At 74.5% G+C, this 20,260-nt stretch carries 15 protein-coding genes; 7 read left to right on the top strand and 8 right to left on the bottom strand.

Translation table 11 applies throughout. The annotated features are described in order from the left end of the window. Positions 1–3: 3 nt before the first annotated feature. The gene (gene metE / locus NQ707_RS04580; RefSeq protein WP_404434965.1) at positions 4–3,573 is read left to right on the top strand and encodes a 5-methyltetrahydropteroyltriglutamate--homocysteine S-methyltransferase; all 3,570 of its coding nucleotides are present in this window, start codon (positions 4–6) and stop codon (positions 3,571–3,573) included. A 7-nt stretch (positions 3,574–3,580) separates the two neighbouring features. On the opposite strand, the gene NQ707_RS04575 is transcribed toward metE, so the two are convergent. Continuing rightward, positions 3,581–3,919: a TetR family transcriptional regulator C-terminal domain-containing protein gene (locus NQ707_RS04575; RefSeq protein ID WP_404434964.1), complete on the bottom strand. Its 339-nt coding sequence runs from the start codon at positions 3,917–3,919 to the stop codon at positions 3,581–3,583. A 96-nt stretch (positions 3,920–4,015) separates the two neighbouring features. On the opposite strand from NQ707_RS04575, the gene NQ707_RS04570 reads away from it, so the two are divergent. Then, the gene (locus NQ707_RS04570; protein WP_404434963.1) at positions 4,016–4,459 is read left to right on the top strand and encodes a hypothetical protein; all 444 of its coding nucleotides are present in this window, start codon (positions 4,016–4,018) and stop codon (positions 4,457–4,459) included. 116 nt (positions 4,460–4,575) lie between these two features. Here the strand turns inward: NQ707_RS04570 and NQ707_RS04565 are convergent, their stop codons facing one another. The 3 genes from NQ707_RS04565 to NQ707_RS04555 form a co-directional block, all read right to left on the bottom strand. Next, positions 4,576–5,958: an NAD-dependent succinate-semialdehyde dehydrogenase gene (locus NQ707_RS04565; RefSeq protein ID WP_404434962.1), complete on the bottom strand. Its 1,383-nt coding sequence runs from the start codon at positions 5,956–5,958 to the stop codon at positions 4,576–4,578. 126 nt (positions 5,959–6,084) lie between these two features. Beyond that, positions 6,085–6,423, bottom strand: a complete 339-nt coding sequence (locus NQ707_RS04560) for a YrhK family protein (RefSeq protein ID WP_081046281.1) — start codon at positions 6,421–6,423, stop codon at positions 6,085–6,087. A 70-nt stretch (positions 6,424–6,493) separates the two neighbouring features. Then, positions 6,494–7,741 (bottom strand): Nramp family divalent metal transporter, encoded by a 1,248-nt coding sequence (locus tag NQ707_RS04555; RefSeq protein WP_404434961.1) that lies wholly within the window; start codon positions 7,739–7,741, stop codon positions 6,494–6,496. Positions 7,742–7,993: 252 nt separating this feature from the next. On the opposite strand from NQ707_RS04555, the gene NQ707_RS04550 reads away from it, so the two are divergent. After that, on the top strand, positions 7,994–9,346 hold the full coding sequence (locus NQ707_RS04550; protein WP_269148350.1) for a UDP-glucose/GDP-mannose dehydrogenase family protein: 1,353 nt from the start codon (positions 7,994–7,996) through the stop codon (positions 9,344–9,346). On the opposite strand, the gene NQ707_RS04545 is transcribed toward NQ707_RS04550, so the two are convergent. Both NQ707_RS04545 and NQ707_RS04540 read right to left on the bottom strand, forming a co-directional pair. Next, on the bottom strand, positions 9,309–11,846 hold the full coding sequence (locus NQ707_RS04545; RefSeq protein ID WP_404434960.1) for a glycosyltransferase: 2,538 nt from the start codon (positions 11,844–11,846) through the stop codon (positions 9,309–9,311). The two genes, NQ707_RS04550 and NQ707_RS04545, sit on opposite strands and share 38 nt — an antisense overlap. Beyond that, complete coding sequence (locus tag NQ707_RS04540) at positions 11,843–12,931, bottom strand: WcbI family polysaccharide biosynthesis putative acetyltransferase (RefSeq protein WP_165607419.1); 1,089 nt, start codon at positions 12,929–12,931, stop codon at positions 11,843–11,845. Before NQ707_RS04540 ends, NQ707_RS04545 begins: the two co-directional genes overlap by 4 nt. 255 nt (positions 12,932–13,186) lie before the next feature. Here NQ707_RS04540 and NQ707_RS04535 point away from each other — a divergent pair, with 255 nt between their 5' ends. From NQ707_RS04535 to NQ707_RS04520, 4 genes are all read left to right on the top strand, one after another. Continuing rightward, the gene (locus NQ707_RS04535) at positions 13,187–15,409 is read left to right on the top strand and encodes a glycosyltransferase (RefSeq protein ID WP_328798703.1); all 2,223 of its coding nucleotides are present in this window, start codon (positions 13,187–13,189) and stop codon (positions 15,407–15,409) included. Beyond that, positions 15,406–16,446, top strand: a complete 1,041-nt coding sequence (locus tag NQ707_RS04530; protein WP_061225407.1) for a hypothetical protein — start codon at positions 15,406–15,408, stop codon at positions 16,444–16,446. Before NQ707_RS04535 ends, NQ707_RS04530 begins: the two co-directional genes overlap by 4 nt. Further along, positions 16,443–17,306: a galactosyltransferase-related protein gene (locus NQ707_RS04525; protein ID WP_058743517.1), complete on the top strand. Its 864-nt coding sequence runs from the start codon at positions 16,443–16,445 to the stop codon at positions 17,304–17,306. The genes NQ707_RS04530 and NQ707_RS04525 overlap by 4 nt, the downstream gene beginning before the upstream one ends. Before the next feature lie 109 nt (positions 17,307–17,415). After that, positions 17,416–18,690 (top strand): HesA/MoeB/ThiF family protein, encoded by a 1,275-nt coding sequence (locus tag NQ707_RS04520; protein ID WP_081101560.1) that lies wholly within the window; start codon positions 17,416–17,418, stop codon positions 18,688–18,690. Between the two features lie 65 nt (positions 18,691–18,755). On the opposite strand, the gene NQ707_RS04515 is transcribed toward NQ707_RS04520, so the two are convergent. Both NQ707_RS04515 and NQ707_RS04510 read right to left on the bottom strand, forming a co-directional pair. Continuing rightward, positions 18,756–19,352: a DUF1269 domain-containing protein gene (locus tag NQ707_RS04515; protein WP_058730550.1), complete on the bottom strand. Its 597-nt coding sequence runs from the start codon at positions 19,350–19,352 to the stop codon at positions 18,756–18,758. Positions 19,353–19,519: 167 nt separating this feature from the next. Beyond that, positions 19,520–20,215: a YitT family protein gene (locus NQ707_RS04510; protein ID WP_058730554.1), complete on the bottom strand. Its 696-nt coding sequence runs from the start codon at positions 20,213–20,215 to the stop codon at positions 19,520–19,522. Positions 20,216–20,260: the final 45 nt, after the last annotated feature.

Below are 20,260 nucleotides of genomic sequence, written 5' to 3'. Positions count from 1 at the left end.
GACGTGCCCGCCGCACCCCCGACCCCGCCGCCCTCGCTGTCCTACGAGCTGTTCCCACCGCGCGGACCCGCCGCCCAGGACGCCCTGCTGCGCACCCTCGACGCCCTCGCCCCGACCGCCCCCGACTGGGTCTCCGTGACCACCGGGGTGCAGGCCGATCGACGCGCCGGCTGCCTGGACCTGCTGGAGCACCTGGTGCACCACACCCTGTACCGGCCGCTGGCCCACGTGATCGCCACGGGCAGCACCCGCGGGCAGCTGCGGGAGCTGACGGCCCGGATCCTGGACCTCGGGGTGCGCGGGATCCTCGCGCTGCGCGGGGACCGCCCGCCCGGATACGTCCCCGGGCCGGAGGAGCTGCCCTTCGCCCGCCACCTCGTGGAGCTGGTCCGGGAGGTGGAGCGGGAGCACCGCGCCCACCTGGGCGCTGGGCGCCTGGCGGTGGGGGTCGCGGCCTATCCCGTGCGCCACCCCGAATCCCCGAGCGCCCTGCACGACATCGAGGTGCTGCTGGCCAAGGAGCGGGCCGGGGCGGACTTCGCGATCACCCAGGTCTGCCAGGACCCGCAGGACTACGTCCGCCTGCGGGCCCGGGCCGAGCAGGCCGGGGTGGGGCTGCCGCTGGTGGCTGGGATCCTCCCGGTGACCAGCCTGCGCCGCTACGAGAGGGTCTGCGCCCTGGCCGGGCTGGCGGTGGACGAGCGCTTCGCCCACCGGCTGGAGACCGCCGAGAGCGAGACGCAGCGGCGTCGGGTGGGGGTGGCCCGGGCCCGGGAGCAGGCCCTGGCCGCCCTGGACGCCGGGGCGCCGGGACTGCACCTGTACACCTTCAACGAGCATCCCGCGGCCCTGGAGCTGCTGGAGGTCCTGGACCTGCCTCGCCCCTCCCCGACACCCCGCCCGCCCCTGGGCCGACGCAGTCCGGTGGAGACCGCCCGGGGGCACCTGCCCTCCGGCTCCCAGCCCCTGGACGAGGAGATCCTCCCGGCGCCTGCGACCGAGAAGCAGCGCCATCCGGGACCGCCGGACCGTTCCCGCCACCCCGATCACCCCCACACCCGAGACACCCGATCCGATGCCGAGGAGACCACCGTGAGCACCACCGACCGCACCGCCGAGCACACTGAAGAGCGCACCGCCCTGTCCACCCACGGGGCCGCCGCCTGCCCCTTCCCCGCCGCGACCGTCCTGGGATACCCGCGCATCGGGCCCCGCCGGGAGCTCAAGCGCGCCCTGGAGCGGCGCTGGTCCGGGAACGCCGACGCCGCGGACCTGGCCAGCGAGGTCACCGCCCTGCGGGTGCGCACCGTCGCCCGGCTGCGCGAGCTGGGACTGACCGGCTGCTCCGCGATCCCCGCGTCCTTCGCCCTCTACGACCAGGTGCTCGACGCGATCGTCGCCACCGGGGCCGTGCCCGCCCGCTTCCACGACCTCGCCGACGAGCACGGGCGCCTGGACCGGGAGGCCTCCTTCGTCCTGGCCCGCGGCGACGCCGCCCGCGGGCCCCTGGAGATGACCAAGTGGTTCGACACCAACTACCACTACCTGGTCCCCGAGATCGGGCCGGAGACCCCCTTCGCGGCGAACCCCGAGGAGCTCAAGGGCCAGGTCTACGCCGGCACCTACTCCCCGGCCGACGCCGCGGCCCTGCGCCCGGCCGTCGTCGGACCCGTGACCTTCCTGCTGCTGGCCAAGCCCGAGGACTCCGCCCCGGCCGGCTACGACCCCCTGGACCGGCTGGAGGATCTGCTGCCGGTGTACTCCGAGCTGATCGCGGCCCTGGGGCGCACCGGGGTGCGCTGGGTGCAGCTGGAGGAGCCCGCCCTGGCGGCCGACCAGGACCGGGAGGATCTGCCGGAGCTGGTGGAGCGGGCCTACCGCGTGCTCTCCGAGGCCCGGGCGGCGGAGGACCCCGCCCTGCTGGTCACCACCGCCTACGGGGACGCCCGTGAGCTGCTGCCGGTGCTGGCCCGCACCGGGGTGGAGGCCGTGCACGCGGACCTGGCCTCCGGGCGGCGCGGACTGCGCCGGCTCACCGCCGAGCAGCTCGAGCCCTTCCTCGCCCCGCAGGCCCCGGCGCTGGTGGCCGGCGTCGTGGACGGGCGCAACGTGTGGCGCACGGACCTGCCGGGTGCCCTGGACCTGCTCGAGGAGCTGACCGAGGCCGGCGCCCGGGTGCGGGTGGGCACCTCCACCTCCCTGCTGCACGTGCCCCACGACCTCGAGGCCGAGACCGCCCTGCCCGGCCACGCCCGGAACCGCCTGGCCTTCGCGGACCAGAAGGTCCAGGAGGTGCTGATCCTCGCCCGCGGCCTGGCCGAGGGACGGGAGGCGATCGCCGAGGAGCTCGCGGCGGCCGAGGCGAGCCCGACCGAGCCGGGCCGCAGCACGCCCGACGCTGGGGACCCCGGGCTCGATGCGGCCGTGCGCTCGCGCGCCGCGGCCGTGGGCCCGCAGGACCGCCGGCGGGAGCCGGGTCAGGTGCGTCGCGACATCCAGCGCGAACGCGGCGCGGCCGCGGGGCTGGGCCCGGTGCCGACCACGACCATCGGCTCCTTCCCGCAGACCCCCGAGATCCGGCGGGCCCGCGCCGAGCACCGGGCCGGGCGGCTGTCCGAGGAGGGCTACCGGGATCGGCTGCGGGAGGAGATCGCCCGGGTGATCCGGCTGCAGGAGGAGCTGGGGCTGGATGTGCTGGTGCACGGTGAGGCCGAGCGCAACGACATGGTCCAGTACTTCGCCGAGCACTTCGAGGGCTTCTCCGCGACCGAGCACGGCTGGGTGCAGTCCTACGGCTCTCGCTGCACCCGCCCCTCGATCCTGTGGGGCGACGTCTCCCGGAAGGGGGAGGGGGTGCGCGGGGAGGCCTTCACCGTCCCGTGGATCACCTGGGCGCAGTCGCTGACCGAGCGCCCGGTCAAGGGGATGCTCACCGGCCCGGTCACGATCCTCGCGTGGTCCTTCGTCCGGGAGGACCAACCGCTGGCCGTCACCGCGGACCAGGTGGCCCTGGCCCTGCGCGATGAGGTGAGGGATCTGGAGGACGCCGGCATCGGCATCGTGCAGGTGGACGAGCCGGCCCTGCGCGAGCTGCTGCCGCTGCGTCGGGAGGACCACGCCGCGTACCTGGAGTGGGCGGTGCAGGCCTTCCGCCTGGCCACCTCCGGGGTGCGCGCCGAGACCCAGATCCACACGCACCTGTGCTACTCGGAGTTCGGGGAGGTGCTCGCGGCGATCGACGCGCTGGACGCCGACGTCACCAGCGTGGAGGCGGCCCGCTCCCGGATGGAGCTGCTGGCCCCGCTGGCCGAGTCCGGTTTCGACCGCGGCATCGGGCCGGGGGTGTGGGACATCCACTCCCCGCGGGTGCCCGCCGAGGAGGAGATCCGGGACCTGCTCCAGGCCGCGGCGCGGGTGGTGCCGGCGGATCGGCTGTGGGCCAACCCGGACTGCGGGCTGAAGACCCGGGGATACCCGGAGACCGAGGCCGCGCTGCGCCACCTGGTGGCCGCGGCCGCGGCGGTGCGTCGGGAGGCCGCGGCGCGTCCGGAGGAGGCGGTGCCGGTGGCCTGAGCCCCGCTCAGTCCTCGGGCAGCAGCTCGACGATCCCCTCCAGGAACTCCGGGGTGTCCAGTCCCGGATCCACCGAGATCCGCACGAAGTAGCCGTGCATGAGAGCCAGCAGCCCGTCCGCGCGGCGCCGGGCCAGCTCCTCCGCGGGCCCGGCGTCGCCCTGACGGCGGGCCCAGGGCAGCAGGGCCCCGGCCATCAGGTCCCGGACCCGCCGCAGGTTGCCCCGGGCCAGCTGCGCGATCCGGGGGTCCAGGACGGCCTCGGACCACAGCTGCAGGAACATGCGCATCAGGTCTCGGTCCACGACGTCGCGCGGCACGGTGCGGGCGATGCCCCGGGGGGTCACGGCCTGCTCCGCGCTCGCGGCCTCGGCCAGGATCCGCTCGGCCCGCTGAAGGGTGCGCTCGGCGGTGGCCTGCAGGATCTCGTCCTTGGAGGAGAAGTGGGAGTAGATGGATCCGGCCGACTGGGCTGCACCGCGCTGATCGGCAACGCAGGGATCGGTCTGGGCGCGGTGATCACGATGTTCCTGGGCAACCCGCTGTCCGGTGCTCAGGTGCCCTGGCAGTTCTACCCGCACCCCTGGGGCTGGATCGGCCAGCACCTGGTGCCGGGTGCGGCTCAGCACCTGCTGCGCAGCGAGTCCTTCTTCCCCGACGCCGACACCGCCGAGCAGTGGTGGACCCTGATCTTCTGGGCCCTGCTGGGTGTCGCCCTGACCGTGGTGGGCTACCTGGTGCACCACCACGGCAGGACCAGCGATGTGTCCGAGGAGCAGTGGGAGGAAGCCCACGAGGGCGGGGCCCGCGGTGCCGAATCCGCGAGCAGCGTCGCGTCTCAGGCCGGTGCCGCGACTGCCGCGCCGCGCCATCGGGCCGCCGGCTGACTCCACCCCGGCGCCGCTGAGCGCCCCCGTGCCGCGAGCCGGCGCCCCCGCCCTTCCGGATCCGCAGATCCGAGGGACGGGGGCGCCGGCTCGTTCGTGGCTGGTCCGGGGCGGGGCTACAGCTCCTGCTCGTGCACCCGGAAGGTCTTCTCGTTGGTGAACTCGCGCAGGGCCCACTGGGCGCCCTCGCGGCCGTAGCCGGAGAGGTTGATCCCGCCGAAGGGGAACTCCGGACCGGACTCCATGTGCGCGTTGATCTGCAGCATGCCCACCTGCACCCGCTCGCCCACGCGGCGGGCCCGCTCCACATCCGTGGACCACACCGAGCCCATCAGGCCGTACGGGGTGTCGTTGGCGATGCGGATCGCGTCCTCCTCGTCCTCGGCCTTGAAGATGTTGACGATCGGCCCGAACATCTCCCGGCACCCCATGTCCGAATCCAGCGGGGCGTCGGTGATCAGGGCGGGGGACATGAACCAGCCCGGCCGGTCCAGCTTCTCGCCCCCGCAGTGCAGGGTCGCGCCGTCCTTCACGGCCTGCTGCACGGACTCCACGAGCTCATCCCGGGCGGACTCGGAGGACAGCGGGCCCATGTCCGTGTCCTCGGCGTCGTAGTCACCGACGACGGTGGCCTCCACGGCCTGCTTGGCCGCGGCCACGAACTCGTCGTAGATGTCCTTCAGCACGATGAAGCGCTTGGGGGAGGTGCACACCTGCCCGGCGTTGGCCAGGCGCAGGGACACGGCCTTCTTCGCCAGGGCCGCGACGTCGTCGGTGTCCAGCACGATCAGCGGGTCGTTGCCGCCCAGCTCCAGCACGGAGCGCTTCAGGTGCTTGGCCGCGATCCCGGCGACCGCGGCCCCGGCCTTCTCCGAGCCGGTCAGGGAGAAGCCCTTGACGCGCGGGTCGCCGAGGACCACCTCGGCGTCGGAGGAGTCCATGTACACGTTGGTGTACACCCCCTCCGGCAGCCCGGCCTCCACCAGCAGATCCGCCAGGGCCTGGGAGGACTTCGGGCAGATCGCCGCCTGCTTCATGATGATCGCGTTGCCGACCATCAGGTTGGGCAGGGCGAAGCGGGCCAGCTGGTTGTACGGGAAGTTCCACGGCATGATGCTCAGCAGCACGCCCAGCGGGTCGTGCTTGACGACGGTGCTCACCCCGTCGGAGGGGTGCAGCTCGGTGGGGGCCAGGAACTCCTCCGCGTGCTCGGCGTACCAGCGGGCGGTCGCGGCGACCTTCTTCACCTCCGCGATGGTCTGCGGCTTCGGCTTGCCCATCTCGTGCCCGACGATCTCAGCCAGCTCCTCCTGGCGGGCCTCGAACAGGTCCGCGAAGCGGTTCAGGATCTCCCCGCGCTCGGCGTAGGACCGCTGGGACCAGTCCTGGTAGGCGGCGTCGGCGCGGTCGACCACGTCCTTCAGCTGCTCCTCGGTGAGCGAATCGAAGGTCTCCTCGACCTCGCCGGTGTTGGGATTGGTGACTGCGAAAGTGCTCATGGTCCCCAGTCAACCGCGTGACGCGCACCTCGTCCAGGGCGTGACCAGGGATTTCGGCCTGGGCGGACGGCCCGGATGGACGGCTCGGGACGGAGGCCTGACGACGGCGGACGGGTGCCCGGGGACTCAGAAGTCCCGGGCGGTCTCCGGAGACAGGGCCGGGTTGATCCGCTGCAGGTGGATGCGGCGGGTCAGGCGGATGCACGGGCGCACGAGCATGAGCACGGAGCCGGCCACGAACAGCCACGTGCCCGCGACCATCGTCGCGTCGCTGAAGAACAGGAAGGAGCCGATCAGGAAGATCAGCCCGATCAGCACGTCGTTGACGATCGAGAGGGTCTCGTACAGTCCCCGGATCACCAGCTCGTCGGGTCCGATGCGCAGCTGGATGGGGCGCTGGCCCTGCTCTCCGGCGGCGGGGGCGGCGGCGGTGCGATCCTCGGGGGGTGCGGTCGAATCTGCCATGGGCACATGCTCGCACATCCGCGCGAACCCGACCCGCCGGGCGCCGACCCGCCGTGCCGCGGCGTCGGGCTCAGGCCAGCCCGACGGCGGTCAGCCACACGAGTGCCGCGTTCAGCGCGATGATCGCCGTCGTCGCGGCCCACGCCAGAATCGTCATCCACCGCGGATTCGCGTGCTCGCCCATCAGGGTCCGGTCCGCGGTGCAGTGCACCAGCGGGATCAGGGCGAAGGGGATTCCCAGGGACAGCGCCACCTGGCTGAGCACCAGGGCACGGGTGGGGTCCCAGCCGGCGGCGAGGATCGCCAGCGCCGGGACCAGGGTGATCACCCGGCGCGCCAGCAGGGGGATGCGCAGCTGCAGCAGCCCGGCCATGATGTCCGCCCCGGCGTAGCAGCCGACCGCGGTGGAGGCCAGTCCGGAGACCAGCAGCCCCACCGCGAAGACGACGCCGATCCCGGGACCCAGGGCCGCGGTGACCGCCGCGTGCGCGCCCTCGATGCTGTCCGTGCCGGGGACCCCCTGCAGATTCCCGGCGGCCAGCAGCAGCATCGCGATGTTCACGGACCCGGCGATCACCAGGGCGAAGACCACATCCCAGCGGGAGGCCCGCAGCAGGGCTCGACGCCGCGCCTCGGCCTGCTCAGATCCCGGCTCCGCCGCGTCGGCGTCGGCCCCGGCGTGGTCCACGGACAGCCGCGAGTGCAGGTAGATCGCATGGGGCATGACCGTCGCACCCAGCATGCTGGCGCCGAGCAGCACGGAGTCCGCGCCCTCGAAGCGGGGGATCAGCCCCGCGGCGGTGGCCGACCAGTCCGGCGGGGCGGCGAACAGGCCCGCGGTGAATCCGATGGTGATGATCAGCAGCAGCCCCATGATCACGTGTTGGAAGGGCCGCTGCCCGTGGCGGGACTGGATGCCCAGCAGCAGCATGGACACGATCCCGACGATCAGCCCGCCCCAGACCAGCGGCAGCCCGAACAGCAGGTGCAGCGCGATGGCCCCGCCGATGACCTCCGCGAGGTCCGTGGCGGCCGCGATCAGCTCGGCCTGGGCCCAGAACAGGCGCCGGGGGACCGGGCGCAGCCGACGCCCGAGCAGCTCCGTCAGGGAGGCGCCGGTGACCACCCCGAGCCGGGCGGACAGGTGCTGCACGAGCACGGCCATGAGGTTGGCCAGCACCAGCACCCACACGAGCAGGTAGCCGAACCGGGCCCCCGCGGTGAGGTTGGCCGCGACGTTGCCCGGGTCCACGTAGGCGATGGCGGCCACGAAGGCCGGGCCGAGCAGGCGCCAGCCCCGCCGCGAGGTGATGCTCATGATCTCACCGTAGTCCGGCCACGGAACGGTCCGGACGGTCCGGACGCCCCGGGGGATCCGGGAGGAGGCCGGTGGCCGGCCGGTGACGCGCAGCCGACGCCGCGGCATCGGGCGGGGGAACACCGGGGACCGCCCCGGGCCGAGCCCACGGAAGCGGCCGCTGACCTGCGATGATCGGTCCCAGGAGTCCGCGCGCGGCGGGCCTTGAGGAGAGGAGCGCGGATGCGCATCGCGGTGTTCGGGTCCGGGTAAGTGGGACTGGTGACGGGGGCCTGCCTGGCCGAGGGCGGGCACCGCGTGGTGTGCGTGGACGTCGACGTCGAGCGGGTGGAGCGCCTGCGCGGCGGGGACTGCCCGATCTGGGAGCTGGGCCTGGCCCCGCTGCTGTCCTCGGGGCTGACCTCCGGGCGGCTGGCCTTCACGACCGAGGCGGCCGAGGCCCTGGATCAGGCGCAGGTCGCGCTGATCGCGGTGGGCACCCCGCAGGGTGCGGACGGGGCGGCGGATCTCACCGCGGTGCACGCGGTGGCCCGCACCATCGGCCGGTGCGCGGACGGGGACCTGCTGGTCGCTGACAAGTCCACGGTGCCGGTGGGCACCGCCGCGGCGGTGCGGGAGCTGATCCGCGAGGAGCTGGAGGCGCGCTTCGCCGAGGGGGCGGCCCCGAGGATCGGGGTGTGCTCGAACCCGGAGTTCCTCAAGGAGGGTGCTGCCGTCGCGGACTTCACCCACGGGGAGCGGATCGTGATCGGGGTGGAGGATGCCCGTGACGAGGAGACGATGCGGACCCTGTACGCGCCGTTCAACCGGCAGCGGGACAAGATCATCGTCATGGACCCGGCGTCGGCGGAGCTGACCAAGTACGCCGCCAACGCGCTGCTGGCCACCAAGATCAGCTTCATGAACGAGATGGCCGGGATCGCCGAGGCCACCGGCGCCGATATCGAGCGGGTGCGCCTGGGCGTGGGCTCCGATCCCCGGATCGGCTACCCGTTCCTGTACGCGGGGGCCGGCTACGGCGGGTCCTGCTTCCCCAAGGACGTCGCCGCCCTGGCCCACACCGCGCGCGCCGTCGGGGTGGATCCGGGGCTGCTGGAGGCCGGGATGCGCGTGAACGAGCGGCAGAAGGAGCGGCTGGGGCAGAAGCTCGCCGAGCTGCTGCCGGACCCGGAGGGGGCGCGGGTCGCGGTGTGGGGGCTGAGCTTCAAACCCCGCACCGACGACGTGCGCGAGGCCCCCTCGCTGGCGCTCGTGGAGCGGCTGCTGGCCGCCGGGTGTCGGGTGCGCGCCTACGATCCGGCGGCCGGGGACACCTTCGCCGCGGCCCTGGCCGCGCGGCTGGGGGTGCGCGAGCTGCCGGAGGCCTACCAGCCGGCGCTCACCCGGGAGGATGCCCTGGAGGGCGCGGACGCGCTGGTGGTGTGCACCGAGTGGGAGCAGTTCCGCGCCTTCGACGCGCAGCTGCTGACCTCCCGGATGGCCGGGCGGGTGATCGTGGACGGGCGGAACCTGTGGGACCCGGAGCAGGTGGCGGCCGCGGGCTTCGCCTACGCCTCGATCGGGCGGGTCACCACCCGGCCCAGCGCCGCTCCAGATCGGGACTGAGCGGGTAGGGCCCGACCGCCGCCGCCATCCCGGTCCCCACCGGGTGGCCCGCCCGCTCCAGGGCCGCGGCCCGGGCGCTGACCAGCTCGGCCGCCACGGCGTCGGCCACCACGGCGTCGCCCGTCTCCTGGGCGGTCCCGGGCAGCAGCAGCCGAGCCCGCCGCTCGGCACCGCCCCGGGGCCCGTCCTCCGCGGCGGCATCCAGCTCCCGCAGCGTCCCGGCCAGCCCGGCCGGGTCGAACAGGGCGCGCACCGCGAGCCGGAAGCGCGGGGCGGGCTCGCCCTGCACGGGCCGCGGGATCGGCGCGGCGCGCACCCGGGGGTCCGCGGCCAGGACCTCCGGAACGCCGATGTCGGGCGGCAGGTGCACCGCGGCGTCGGGCACGGCGGCCAGCAGATCCGCGATCCACGCGCTCACCCGGTCACTGGGGTCCCCCTCGTCATCCAGCGCCGGGCCGGTGAGGTCCGCGATCAGCTGCGGGACGGGGAAGACGACGCCGGCCGGGCGGGTCCAGGGCGCGGGGATGCGCACCGCCAGGGCCCGGGTCTCCCGGTTCTTCACCGCTTTCTGCTCCGGGTCCTCCCGGCCGCCGCGGGCGGCCCAGTCCGGTCCGTCGTGCACCGCCCGCGCTTCCGGGACGTGGCGGAAGGCCGCCCCGGCCTCCCACAGCCGGTGGGCCAGCTCCCAATCCTCCCCGCCGTAGCCGGTCAGGGACTCGTCGAATCCGCCCACGGCCAGGAAGGTCCACCGGCTCACCCCCAGCACCGCGGAGATCACCGCCTGGTGGGTGCGGGCGTCCCCGCCGGCGAGATTCCGGGTGCGGTGGTGGATCTGCTTCAGCCAGGTCGGGGATTCCAGCGGCCGACCGGCGTGGGGACCGGTCAGGTGCGCGTGATCCCGGCGTCCCGTGCTCACCTGCGCGGTGCCTGCCAGCAGCGGGGCGCACAGCGCCGCGAGGTACCCCGGATCGGGGACGGTGTCCCCGTCCAGGAACGCCAGGACCCGGCCGCGAGCGCGCCGGGCCCCGAGGTTGCGCGCCGCCCCCGCCCGGAACCCCCGATCCTCCTGGCGCAGACCCACCACGGCCTCGGGCAGCGTCGGGGCCGCCGGGGAGCCGTCGTCCACGACGATCGTCTCCGCGGTTCCGAGGCCCTCCTGCCGGGCCAGGGCGGCCAGCAGCAGCTCGAGTCGACGGGCCGCCAGGGTCCCGGTGGCCCCGGGGGTCGGATCGGGGGCGCCGTCGTTGTAATAGGGGATCACCACGCTCAGCTCGGGCTGATCCGGGGCGAAGAAGGCGGCGTAGTCCCGGGCGGCCTCCACCCGGCCGTGGGGCAGGGACCCGGGATCCTCGATGCGGGTGAGACCGGGATCCGCGAGGACCTCGCGCAGGCGGGTGAGCAGCTCGCCCGGCGCGAGGGGCAGCACCGTGCCCGGGCGCAGCTGGGCCATCTCCCGGATGTACCGGGAGTCCGCGCACACAGGGCGGCGCCCGAGGCCGATCCACGAGTTCACCGAACCGGAGGCGGACAGGTGCCGGTGCAGGCACAGGGGGGCATCCACCGCCCCCAGCACCGCGGGCAGCTGCGGCTCCGGGACGTATCCGGTGATCCGGAAGATGACCCCCCGCCGCTCGGCTCGCTCCCGCAGCGTCTCGGCCATCTCCTCATGTCCGGCGGCCGTCCGCCCCACGGCCAGCACCACCGGCGGTCCGGCCGGCACCGCCGGGGATCCGACGAGCGCGGCCGCGGCATCGATCGCCTCCTCGTGGCCCTTGCCCGGGTACACGAAGCCGAAGATCCCCAGGACCGGGCCGTGCCCGGCCGGCAGCCAGCGGTCCAGCGGGTCCGCCGCATCCCCTCCGGTGCTGGAAGACTCCGCGGTCGGGCGGGACGCCGCCCCCTGGTCGGGTCTCCGTTGGATACCCGTGGAGGTCCCAGGGGCGGTCCGCGCGGCGGGCGGATCCGGCAGGGGCAGCGGCACCACGGCGATCCGCGGTGGGCGGGCCCCGGGGCCGGGGGCCGCCGGGACCGTCCCGTGTTCGGCGAGCAGGGCCAGCTCGTGCCGGGAGCTGACCACGACTCCGGCCCCGGCCGCCGCGGCGATCCGGGCGTAGGCCCTCCGCCGCCGCGGCAGGTTCCGCGGGCCATCGCTGGGTTGGGGGATGTCGTGCAGGGTCGCGGACAGCCCCGCGCACGCGGCGGCCACTCGAGCCACCCGCTCGGCGGCCTCCTCGGGGCTGGGACCGAACAGCGCCTCCGTGACGTGCAGGTGGACCCGGCGCCCGGCCAGACGCGGCAGGGCCGCATCCAGGGCCGCGGGGTCGGGCACCCGCAGCACGGGGGCGCCCAGGGCCGCGGCCAGGTCCAGGGCGCAGGCGCTGACCCCGTGCTCGGGCGGCCCCGGCACCACGTGCAGCGGCAGAGCGGGATCCCCGGGCGTCGGGGTGTGGGTCGCCTCGCTGCCGATCGCCTCGGGCGACGCCTCTTCGGGCCGGGTCATCCGCGCGCCTCCGGTCGGCGGCGTCGGGCGCCATCCAGGGCCTCGGTCAGTCCCAGCAGCTTCAGGGTCCCGGCGTGGCGGGCGAGCCCGGCATCCACGAACCCCGGATGGCGGGTGTACCAGGCCAGCTGCGCGCGGGCGACCTCCTCCTCGGGGACCCGGACGCCGTCCACCTGCCAGCCGGGACCGGACCACTGCTGCGCGGGCACCCCCGGAAAGGCCGCCCGGGCGGCGGCGGTCACGGGGGCGCGGATCCCGCCGAGCATCTGCGCGTCCGGGGCCTCCGGGGCGGGGTCCAGGGCGAACCCGGCCTCGGCCAGGCGCCGGATCACCAGGGGGGCCACGCCGGTCAGGAAGGCGTTGGTCGGGTGGTTCAGCGTGTGGTGGGTGCGCTGCGCGGGCAGCATCGCGGCCAGCACCGCGGAGGCCGCCACGGCGTCGTGGGCCCGCTCCCGCCGGCGCATCCGCATCAGGGAGTCCGCGGTCAGCCGCCCCACGGCCGCCGGGTCCACGGCCCCGGTCAGCTCCTCGACCAGCCGCAGGGCCCGCGGGAAGGGCAGCCCCCGGGCATAGCGCCGGGACTCCCGGGCCGCCAGCAGCAGGCGCAGGTCGTGATACGGGACCACCGGCGGGTCCACCGACCCGGCGCAGGAGGGCCGGACCGTCACCTGGAACGGGAAGATCCCCGCGAAGCGCAGCACGGGGAAGACCACGACGGGCGCCCCGGCGGGCAGCAGGGCCGCCACCTGCTCGGTGCCCACCGGCAGGTCCCGGTAATCCGCGCGCACCGGCTGGGTCACCAGCGCCTCGGCCCGCCCGGCCAGGCGGGCCAGATGCCCGAGGTCCTCGGTCTCCAGCTCGTGCACCGGCGGAACCCGTACGGCGCAGGCCCCGGCCGTCTCCAGCAGCCGCCGCACGGAACCGGCCTGGCAGTTCCCGTGTACGAGCACCACCGGGCGCCCGGCGGGAGCCAGGGGGCGCAGCCCATAGAACTCGCCGAAGTGCTCCCGGCGGGCCCGCGCGGCATCGGCCGCGGCGGGGGGCGGAAGCGGGGCGGCGGGGCGGTCCGCAGGGGTGGTGAACATGGGCTCATGCTACCGGGATCCGCGCCGTGAGCTGCGTGATAACATCGCCGTATCCCCAGGTGAGACCGGGCTTTTCCGGGTCCGCGGCCTGATCGTCGCGCCTACCCGGTGCTGGCGGCCGCCCGCTTCCCTGACGGCCCATGCAGACCGTCACCACGAGGAAGGTGGGTTCGTGTCCCCCGATCGCGCGCGCATCCCCGCCCGCGTGCTCTCCGTGCCCTCCCACCACCCCTACATCCAGGCGGTCCTGGACCCGTGCGCCGTGAGCAGGTCCTCCCGGATCCGGGCGCGGCGCGCGATGAGACCGCCGCCTGGCGCCCCTCGCCGGTGCTGGACCCGCGGTGGATCCGCCGGCACGCGGAGCGCTTCGACATCGTCCATGTGCACTTCGGCTTCGAGGCCTGTGATCCCCGGACCATCGAGGCCTTCTGCCGGGAGGTGCGCGCCTGCTCCCGGCTGCTCGTGCTCACCGTGCACGACCTGTCCAACCCGCAGCTGCCCGCCGAGCATCAGGAGGGCTTCCTCGCCTGTCTGGATGCGCTGGTGCGCCACGCGGACCAGGTGCTCACCCTCACCCCCACGGCCGCCGGTGAGATCGAGCGGCGGTGGGGGCGCCGCGCCGTCGTCGTGGAGCACCCGCCGCTCCTGCTGGGTCCGGACGCCGCCGCGGCCCCGAGGATCGCGCCACCACGCCGGGAGGACCCTGCGCAGGCCCCGGCGGGCCCGGCCCGGTTGGGCGTACTCCTGAAGGACGCCCGGCCCTCCCTGGACCTGGAAGCCGTGGCGGGCCTGGCCGAGGTCCTGGATCAGCCGCCGGCCGCCGACGGATCGGGTGCCCGCCTGGAGATCCTGCACCACGGCCGCTTCCGGGCCGGCCGGGAGGAGGCCGTCGCCGCCCTGTTCGCCCGGCTGGCCGACCGGCCGACGGCGCGGCTGCTGCGCACCGGGCGCCTGGACGACGCCGCCCTGGAGGCGTGGCTGCGCGGGCTGGACGCCCTTGTGCTGCCCTACGGCCACGGCACCCACTCCGGTCTGCTGGAGCTGGCCTGCGACCTGGGGGTGCGCGTGCTGGTCAGCGACCGGGGGCACTTCGCCGCCCAGCGGCCCGGTGTCGTGAGCGCCGTCGACCTCCACGACCGCGCCGCCCTGGGACGGGCCGTGGAGCAGCTGCTGCGCACACCCCGCCCCGCCCCGATGACCCGGGCCGAGGCCCGCCACCGGATCACCGCGGTGCGCGCCGAGCACACCGCGATCTACCGGAGCCTGCTCGCCCCGCGGGCCCTGGAGAGCGCCGGCGCCCGACTGCGCATCCTCGTCCTGGCGGGGTTCCGCTACCCCCTGGTCCAGCCGCACCAGGGCGGCCTGGAATCCCACGTCTGGTCCCTGGTGCGCCAGCTGCGCGCCCGCGGACACCTGGTCCTGCTGGGCGCCCCCGCGGGCTCGGACTTCCTGGACGCGGGCATCCCCGAGCTGACCTGGCCCCGCTTCACCTGGCCCGTGGACCAGGCGCGCACGGATGCGAGCCTGCCGGAGCCGATCCGACGGCTGCAGGACGAGGCGCTGGACCGGGCCCTGGACTGGCTTCAGGCACATCCGGGCGCCGTCGATGTGGTGCACCATCATGCCCTGTGCGCCCGTGCCCACGAGCGGGCAGGCGACCTGCCCGTGCCGCTGGTCAGTACGCTGCACACCCCGCCGCTGCCGGAGCTGGTGGAGCCGATCCGCCGGGCGGCCGGGCGCGGCGCCGGGCCGGGGGGTCCGGAGACCCTGGTCGCCGTCTCCGAGCACACCGCCGAGGGGTGGCGCGCCCAGGGGGTCCCGGCCCGCGCCGTGCCCAACGGGGTGGACACCTCCGCGTGGACCCTCGGGGCCGGCGGGGAGAGACTGTGCTGGTTCGGGCGGATCGTGCCGGAGAAGGCCCCGCACCTGGCGGTCCTCGCGGCCGCCCGCCTCGGGATGGGACTGGATCTGGCCGGGCCCGTCGGGGATCCCGCGTACGCCGCTCAGCTGGCCCGGCTCTGCCGGGGCCGCGATGTGCGGTGGCGGGGGCCGCTGCGCCAGGCGGAGCTGGCCGACCTCGTCGGCTCCTCCCTGTGCACCCTGGTCACCCCGGTGTGGGATGAGCCCTTCGGGCAGGTGGTCCCGGAGTCCCTGGCCTGCGGCACCCCGGTGGTGGCGGTGCGCCGGGGTGGGCTGGGGGAGGTCTTCGACCGCACCGAAGGGGTCCGGCTGGTCGCCCCCGCCGAGGATCAGGACCGCCTCGCCGCCAGGCTGGCGCGGGAGGTGCGCGTGCTGGCCGCCGCCCACCGCGACCCGGAGGAGCGGGCCCGGCTGCGGGGCCTGGCCCGGGAGGAGGCGGTGCGCCGGTTCTCCTTCGAACGCACCGTGGACGCGCTGGAGCGGGTATACCGGCGCGCGATCCGCGAGCGCGGCCGCACCGCCCGCCCCTCGGCGGCACCGCGGGAGGTGCGGGCGTGATCGGCTGGTATCTGCACCATCACGGGGCCGGGCATCTGCAGCGGCTGCGGGCCATCGCCGCGCAGCTTGAGGCCGAGGTGACCGTGTTCAGCTCCCTGCCTGCCCCGCAGCTATCCGTCACCACCCGCAGCGGGCCGGTGGGCTGGATCCAGTTGCCCGAGGATTGGACACCGGAGACCTTCTGCCCGGATCCGAGTACCGCAGATCCCGTGGCCGGGGGATTGCTGCACTGGGCGCCTCTGCATCACCGAGGACATGCCTCCCGGCTCGCCGCTATCGCCGCGGCCGCCACGGATCTGGAGCTGATGGTCGTGGACGTCTCCGCGGAGGTTGTGCTGCTCGCCAGGTTGCTGGGGGTTCCCGTGGTGGCGGTCACCCAACCAGGAGAGCGGACGGATCTGACTCACCAGCTGGCCTATCGGGCCGCCACCCGCATCCTGGCGTCTTTTCCCGGACCGGATCGGGTTGGACGAGCCGTGTTGGCCAAGGCTGCCCCGCACGTTCTCGAGTTCGCCGAACGCACGGTGTTCACCGGCGGTATCTCCGCGTTGGATGAGACGGCTGGGCCCGCACAGGAGAGGGCTGATACCGTCGCGGGCTCCCGGGTGCTGTTCGTCGGATCCCGCGGCGGTTCTGCGATGACCGCGGAGGCGCTGCGTCCCCTGCTCGCCGCGAGCACCTTCGCTGGGGAGGTGGTCGGGGTCCCCGGCTTCCCGTGGGTCTCGGATGTGCGGAAGCGGATGGCCGAGGCCGACGTTGTGGTGATCAATGCGGGGCTGGGATCTGTGGCCGACGTCGCCCGGTTGGCCCGGCCCGCCGTCGTGCTGGCCCAGGACCGGCCCTTCGGAGAGCAGAACGCCACGGTGCGGTTGCTGCGGGGCATCGGCGTGGTGACCGCCTCCGGCATGCCGGAGATAGGTCAGTGGGATGCTCTGGTGGACCGTGCTTTATCCGCCGGGGGCCCGGCTTGGGGCGGTTGGCAGGTGAGAGGCGCTGCGGATCGGGCGGCGCGGGCAATCCAGGAGCTGGTGGAATGAGCCGCGCGCGCACCGCAGTACTGACCCTGGCCAGTGTGGAGCGGATGCCGCACGTGCGTCGTCAGCATGCCGCCCTTCGGCAGTACCATGGCGACCGCCTCGAGGAGGGGAGTCTCATTCATGTGCTGGCTCTGCTCGGGGATGCCCCCCGGGAGGTCGTCGAGAACCAGGGCTGGCAGGTGGTCCCCGTGACGGAGGGACTGTGCGGGGGACGGGCCAACCTGGCCCGAGCGCGCAATCTCGCCGCGGCGGCAGGGCGGAGAGCCGGGGTTGGCCTGTTGGTCTTCCTCGATGCGGACTGTCTTCCGGCTCCGCGCATGATCGAGCGCTACGAGGCCGCTGCCGCCGCCTTCCCGCAGGCCCTGTTGGCGGGTCCGGTCACCTATCTGGAACCGGAGGAGACCCAATGGGAGTTGACGCGGATCGTCGCTCACCCCCACCCACACCCGGCCCGCCCGAATCCGGCCGACTGCCAAATCCGGTTGACCCGGGTGGTGGAGCACCCCCGGGAGGCCTGGGAGCTGTTCTGGTCCCTGTCGTTCGCGGTGCGTCCCGAGGTTTACCTCCGGATCGGAGGCTTCTCCGAGGAGTACACCGGGTACGGAGGGGAGGACACGGACTTCGCCTACAGCGCCCATAGCGCGGGGGTGGACCTGGCTTGGGTGGGTGGGGCCCATGCCTTCCACCAGTACCACCCGGTCTCCTCCCCGCCGGTAGAGCACCTCACGGAGATCCTCGACAACGCGAGGCTCTTCCACAGGCGATGGGGTGTGTGGCCCATGCGCGGGTGGCTGGAGGCATTCGCCGAACGTGGTCTGGCCCGCTGGGATCCGCAGCGCGGTTGGCTGCTCGCTGAGTGACCGCATGCATGACTGTTCTCCGCCCCGGGACCCTTTTCCCGCCGGAATGGTCGAAGGGCCCGCGGGGGAGGACAATGGGGGCGGCGCAGTCCCATTCGTAGGAGGTCCCATGCCCGTCGCCCCGGAAGATGCCGGCGTGGTCCTGCCGCCCACACGGGCAGGGGGCGCGGGTCGGGCCCCGTCCCCGCGCTACCGCAGCCCCGATGACCTCACGCAGGCCCAGCTCGAGCGCTTCCGACGCCACCTGAGCCTCACCGGCTTCGGCCCCGAGCCCCAGCTGCGCCTGCTCAACGCCCACGCCGTGGTGATCGGGGCCGGCGGCCTGGGAGCGCCGGTGCTCAGCTACCTCGCCGCGGCCGGGGTCGGGCGGATCACCGTGATCGACGCCGACGTGGTGGAGCGCTCCAACCTGCACCGGCAGGTGATCCACGGGGAATCCGTCCTGGGCCGGCCCAAGACCGCCTCCGCCGCCCGGACCGTGCGGGAGCTGCACCCGGAAGCCGAGGTCACCGAGATCCGCGAGGTGCTGGATGCCGGCAACGCCCTGCGCCTGCTCGCCGGGGCGGACGTCGTGCTGGACGGCTCGGACAACTTCCCCACCCGCTACGCCGTGGCCGATGCCGCGGAGATCCTGCGCGTGCCCGTGGTCTACGGGGCGATCCTGCGCTTCGACGGCCAGGTGAGCGTGTTCTGGCCCGGACGCGGACCCCTCTACCGGGACCTGTTCCCCACCATGCCCGGCCCGGGGGAGGTGCCCAGCTGCGCGGAGGCCGGGGTGATCGGGGTGCTGCCCGGGGTGATCGGCACCCTCATGGCCACCGAGGCCGTCAAGGTGCTGGCCGGGGTGGGCGAGCCGCTGATCGGGCGGCTGCTGTTCTACGACGCCCTCACCGCAGGCTTCCGCGAGGTGCCCTTCGCCCCGGATCCCCGGCGTCGGCCGGTCACCCGCATGGGCGCGGCCCGGGACTACGACGCCGCCGCGTGCGCCGTCCCGTCGGCTGACGAGGCCGCGCGGCCCGCCGCCTCCGCGTGCCCGGCGCGGGAGTCCGGACAGATCCCACCGGAGCGGCTGCGGCGCTGGCGCGCGGAGGAGGAGGCCCCTCTGGTGCTGGACGTGCGGGAGGCCTGGGAGCACCGCCTCGGGGCCATCCCGGGCAGCCCGCTGCTGCCCCTGGGGGAGATCCAGCGGGATCCCGCCGCGGCCGCGCACCGGGTGCGGCGCCTGCGGGAGCAGACCGGAGCGGGAGGCGGCCCGGTGGTGCTGTACTGCCAGGCGGGGGTGCGCTCGCGGCGGGCGCAGGAGGCCCTGGCCGCGGCGGACCCGGACACCCCGTGGCTCAGCCTCTCCGGCGGATACGACGCCTGGGAGCGCGAGGACGCCTGAGCGCGCCGGCGGCGCCCCCGGGCCCCGGCCCGGCCCCGGGCGGCGATGCCCGGGCCCGGCGGGGATCAGGCGCTGCGGAAGCGGCTGCGCAGGCTCTCCACCCGATCCTCGAACTTCTCCCTGCGCTCGGCCCGGCGGGACTCGCGCAGCTGACGGCGGGCGGCCTCCGCGGCGGCCTCGGCCGCGGCCTGCTGGGACTCCATCTCCGCGACCACCTCGTCGGTGGGGCGGCGCACGATGCTCCCGCCGCGCTCGGCGACGAAGGCGTCCAGGGCGGCGGTGTCCGGCTCATCGGTCTCCAGCACCAGGGCGTTGCGCCCGGGCTGCACGGTGCGGCCCAGCTCCTCCAGGGCGGAATCCGCGCTCTGCGCGCGGTCCAGATCGAACAGTCCGCCCAGCATGGCCCCGGTGCCCAGACCGAAGATCATGCCCAGCGGCCCGCCGAGCACCCCGATCATCATGCCGATGAGGCTGCCGCCCGCGGTCCCGGATCCGATGCCGGGATCATCCCCCTCGGGCACGCGCAGCCGGCCCTGCTCATCCCGCTCCACGAGGGCGGTGGAGCGGACCAGGGAGGACAGAGAGGAGCCGCGCAGCTCGGACAGGGCCTGATAGGCGGTGGCGTCCTCGGGGAAGGTGACGACGGCGGCGTACTGGGTCATGGGGAACCTCCTGCGGTCTCGCGGGGCCGACATCGGAAACGCGCGGCGGCGCTGGAGCGGCCCGGGCCCGCCGGACCGTGCCCCGTCTGCCCTCAGTCTACTCCGCCGGAGCCGCCTGGACAAGACCCGGCCCGGAGGGGTCGGTCGCGGGGGCGACGTCGGGCGGCTCAGCCCTCCGTGGGGTCCTCGCGGTGCTCGTCGCTGCGCAGGTGCTCCGGCAGGAGGCCCACCAGGCGGCCCACCAGCACCGAGTTCACCTTCTGGGAGAACGCCTCGATCAGGGGGCCGTTGAAGAAGGCGGTGGCGAAGGTGCCCACCCCCACGGGCCCGCTGCACAGCCAGGCGGAGGTCACGGTGAGGATGTCCTGCACCGTGCGCACCCAGCGGTAGGAGAAGCGGGTCTTGTCCACGATCATCGGGGCGATCGCATCGTACGGGGCGGTGCCCACCCCCGCGGACATGTAGGCGCTGGCGCCGAAGTCGAACACGGCGATGCCCAGGAGGAAGAACAGCGCCTTGCCGCCCAGTCCCAGGTCATCCGGGATGACGGGATCCAGCAGCGCGGAGAACCAGGTGATGAAGTACCCGGTGAGCACCATGTTGATCACGGTGCCGACGCCGATGTACCCGCGGCCCCAGATCACCACGGCGACGATGAGGATGGCGTTGGCCAGCAGCTGCCAGGTGCCCAGGGACCACCCGATGAGATCGCTGATGCCGGTGTTCAGCGCGGTGAACGGGTCCACGCCCACCCCGCCGTCCAGCATGATGGCCGCGCCCAGGCCGATGACGGCCACCCCGACCAGGGCGTAGGCGGAGCGCAGCGCGATCTCGGCCGCGGACAGGTGCTTCCCGTGGGTCATGCTCGCCACGTCGGGCCTCGTTTCGGGTCGGAAGGGCCCGCCGTG

The organism is Rothia sp. BD8 (assembly GCF_044878465.1).
Classification (GTDB): domain Bacteria; phylum Actinomycetota; class Actinomycetes; order Actinomycetales; family Micrococcaceae; genus Rothia; species Rothia kristinae.
Note: the sequence above shows the minus strand (reverse complement) of the source record. Positions and strands in the feature narration are given on the sequence as shown.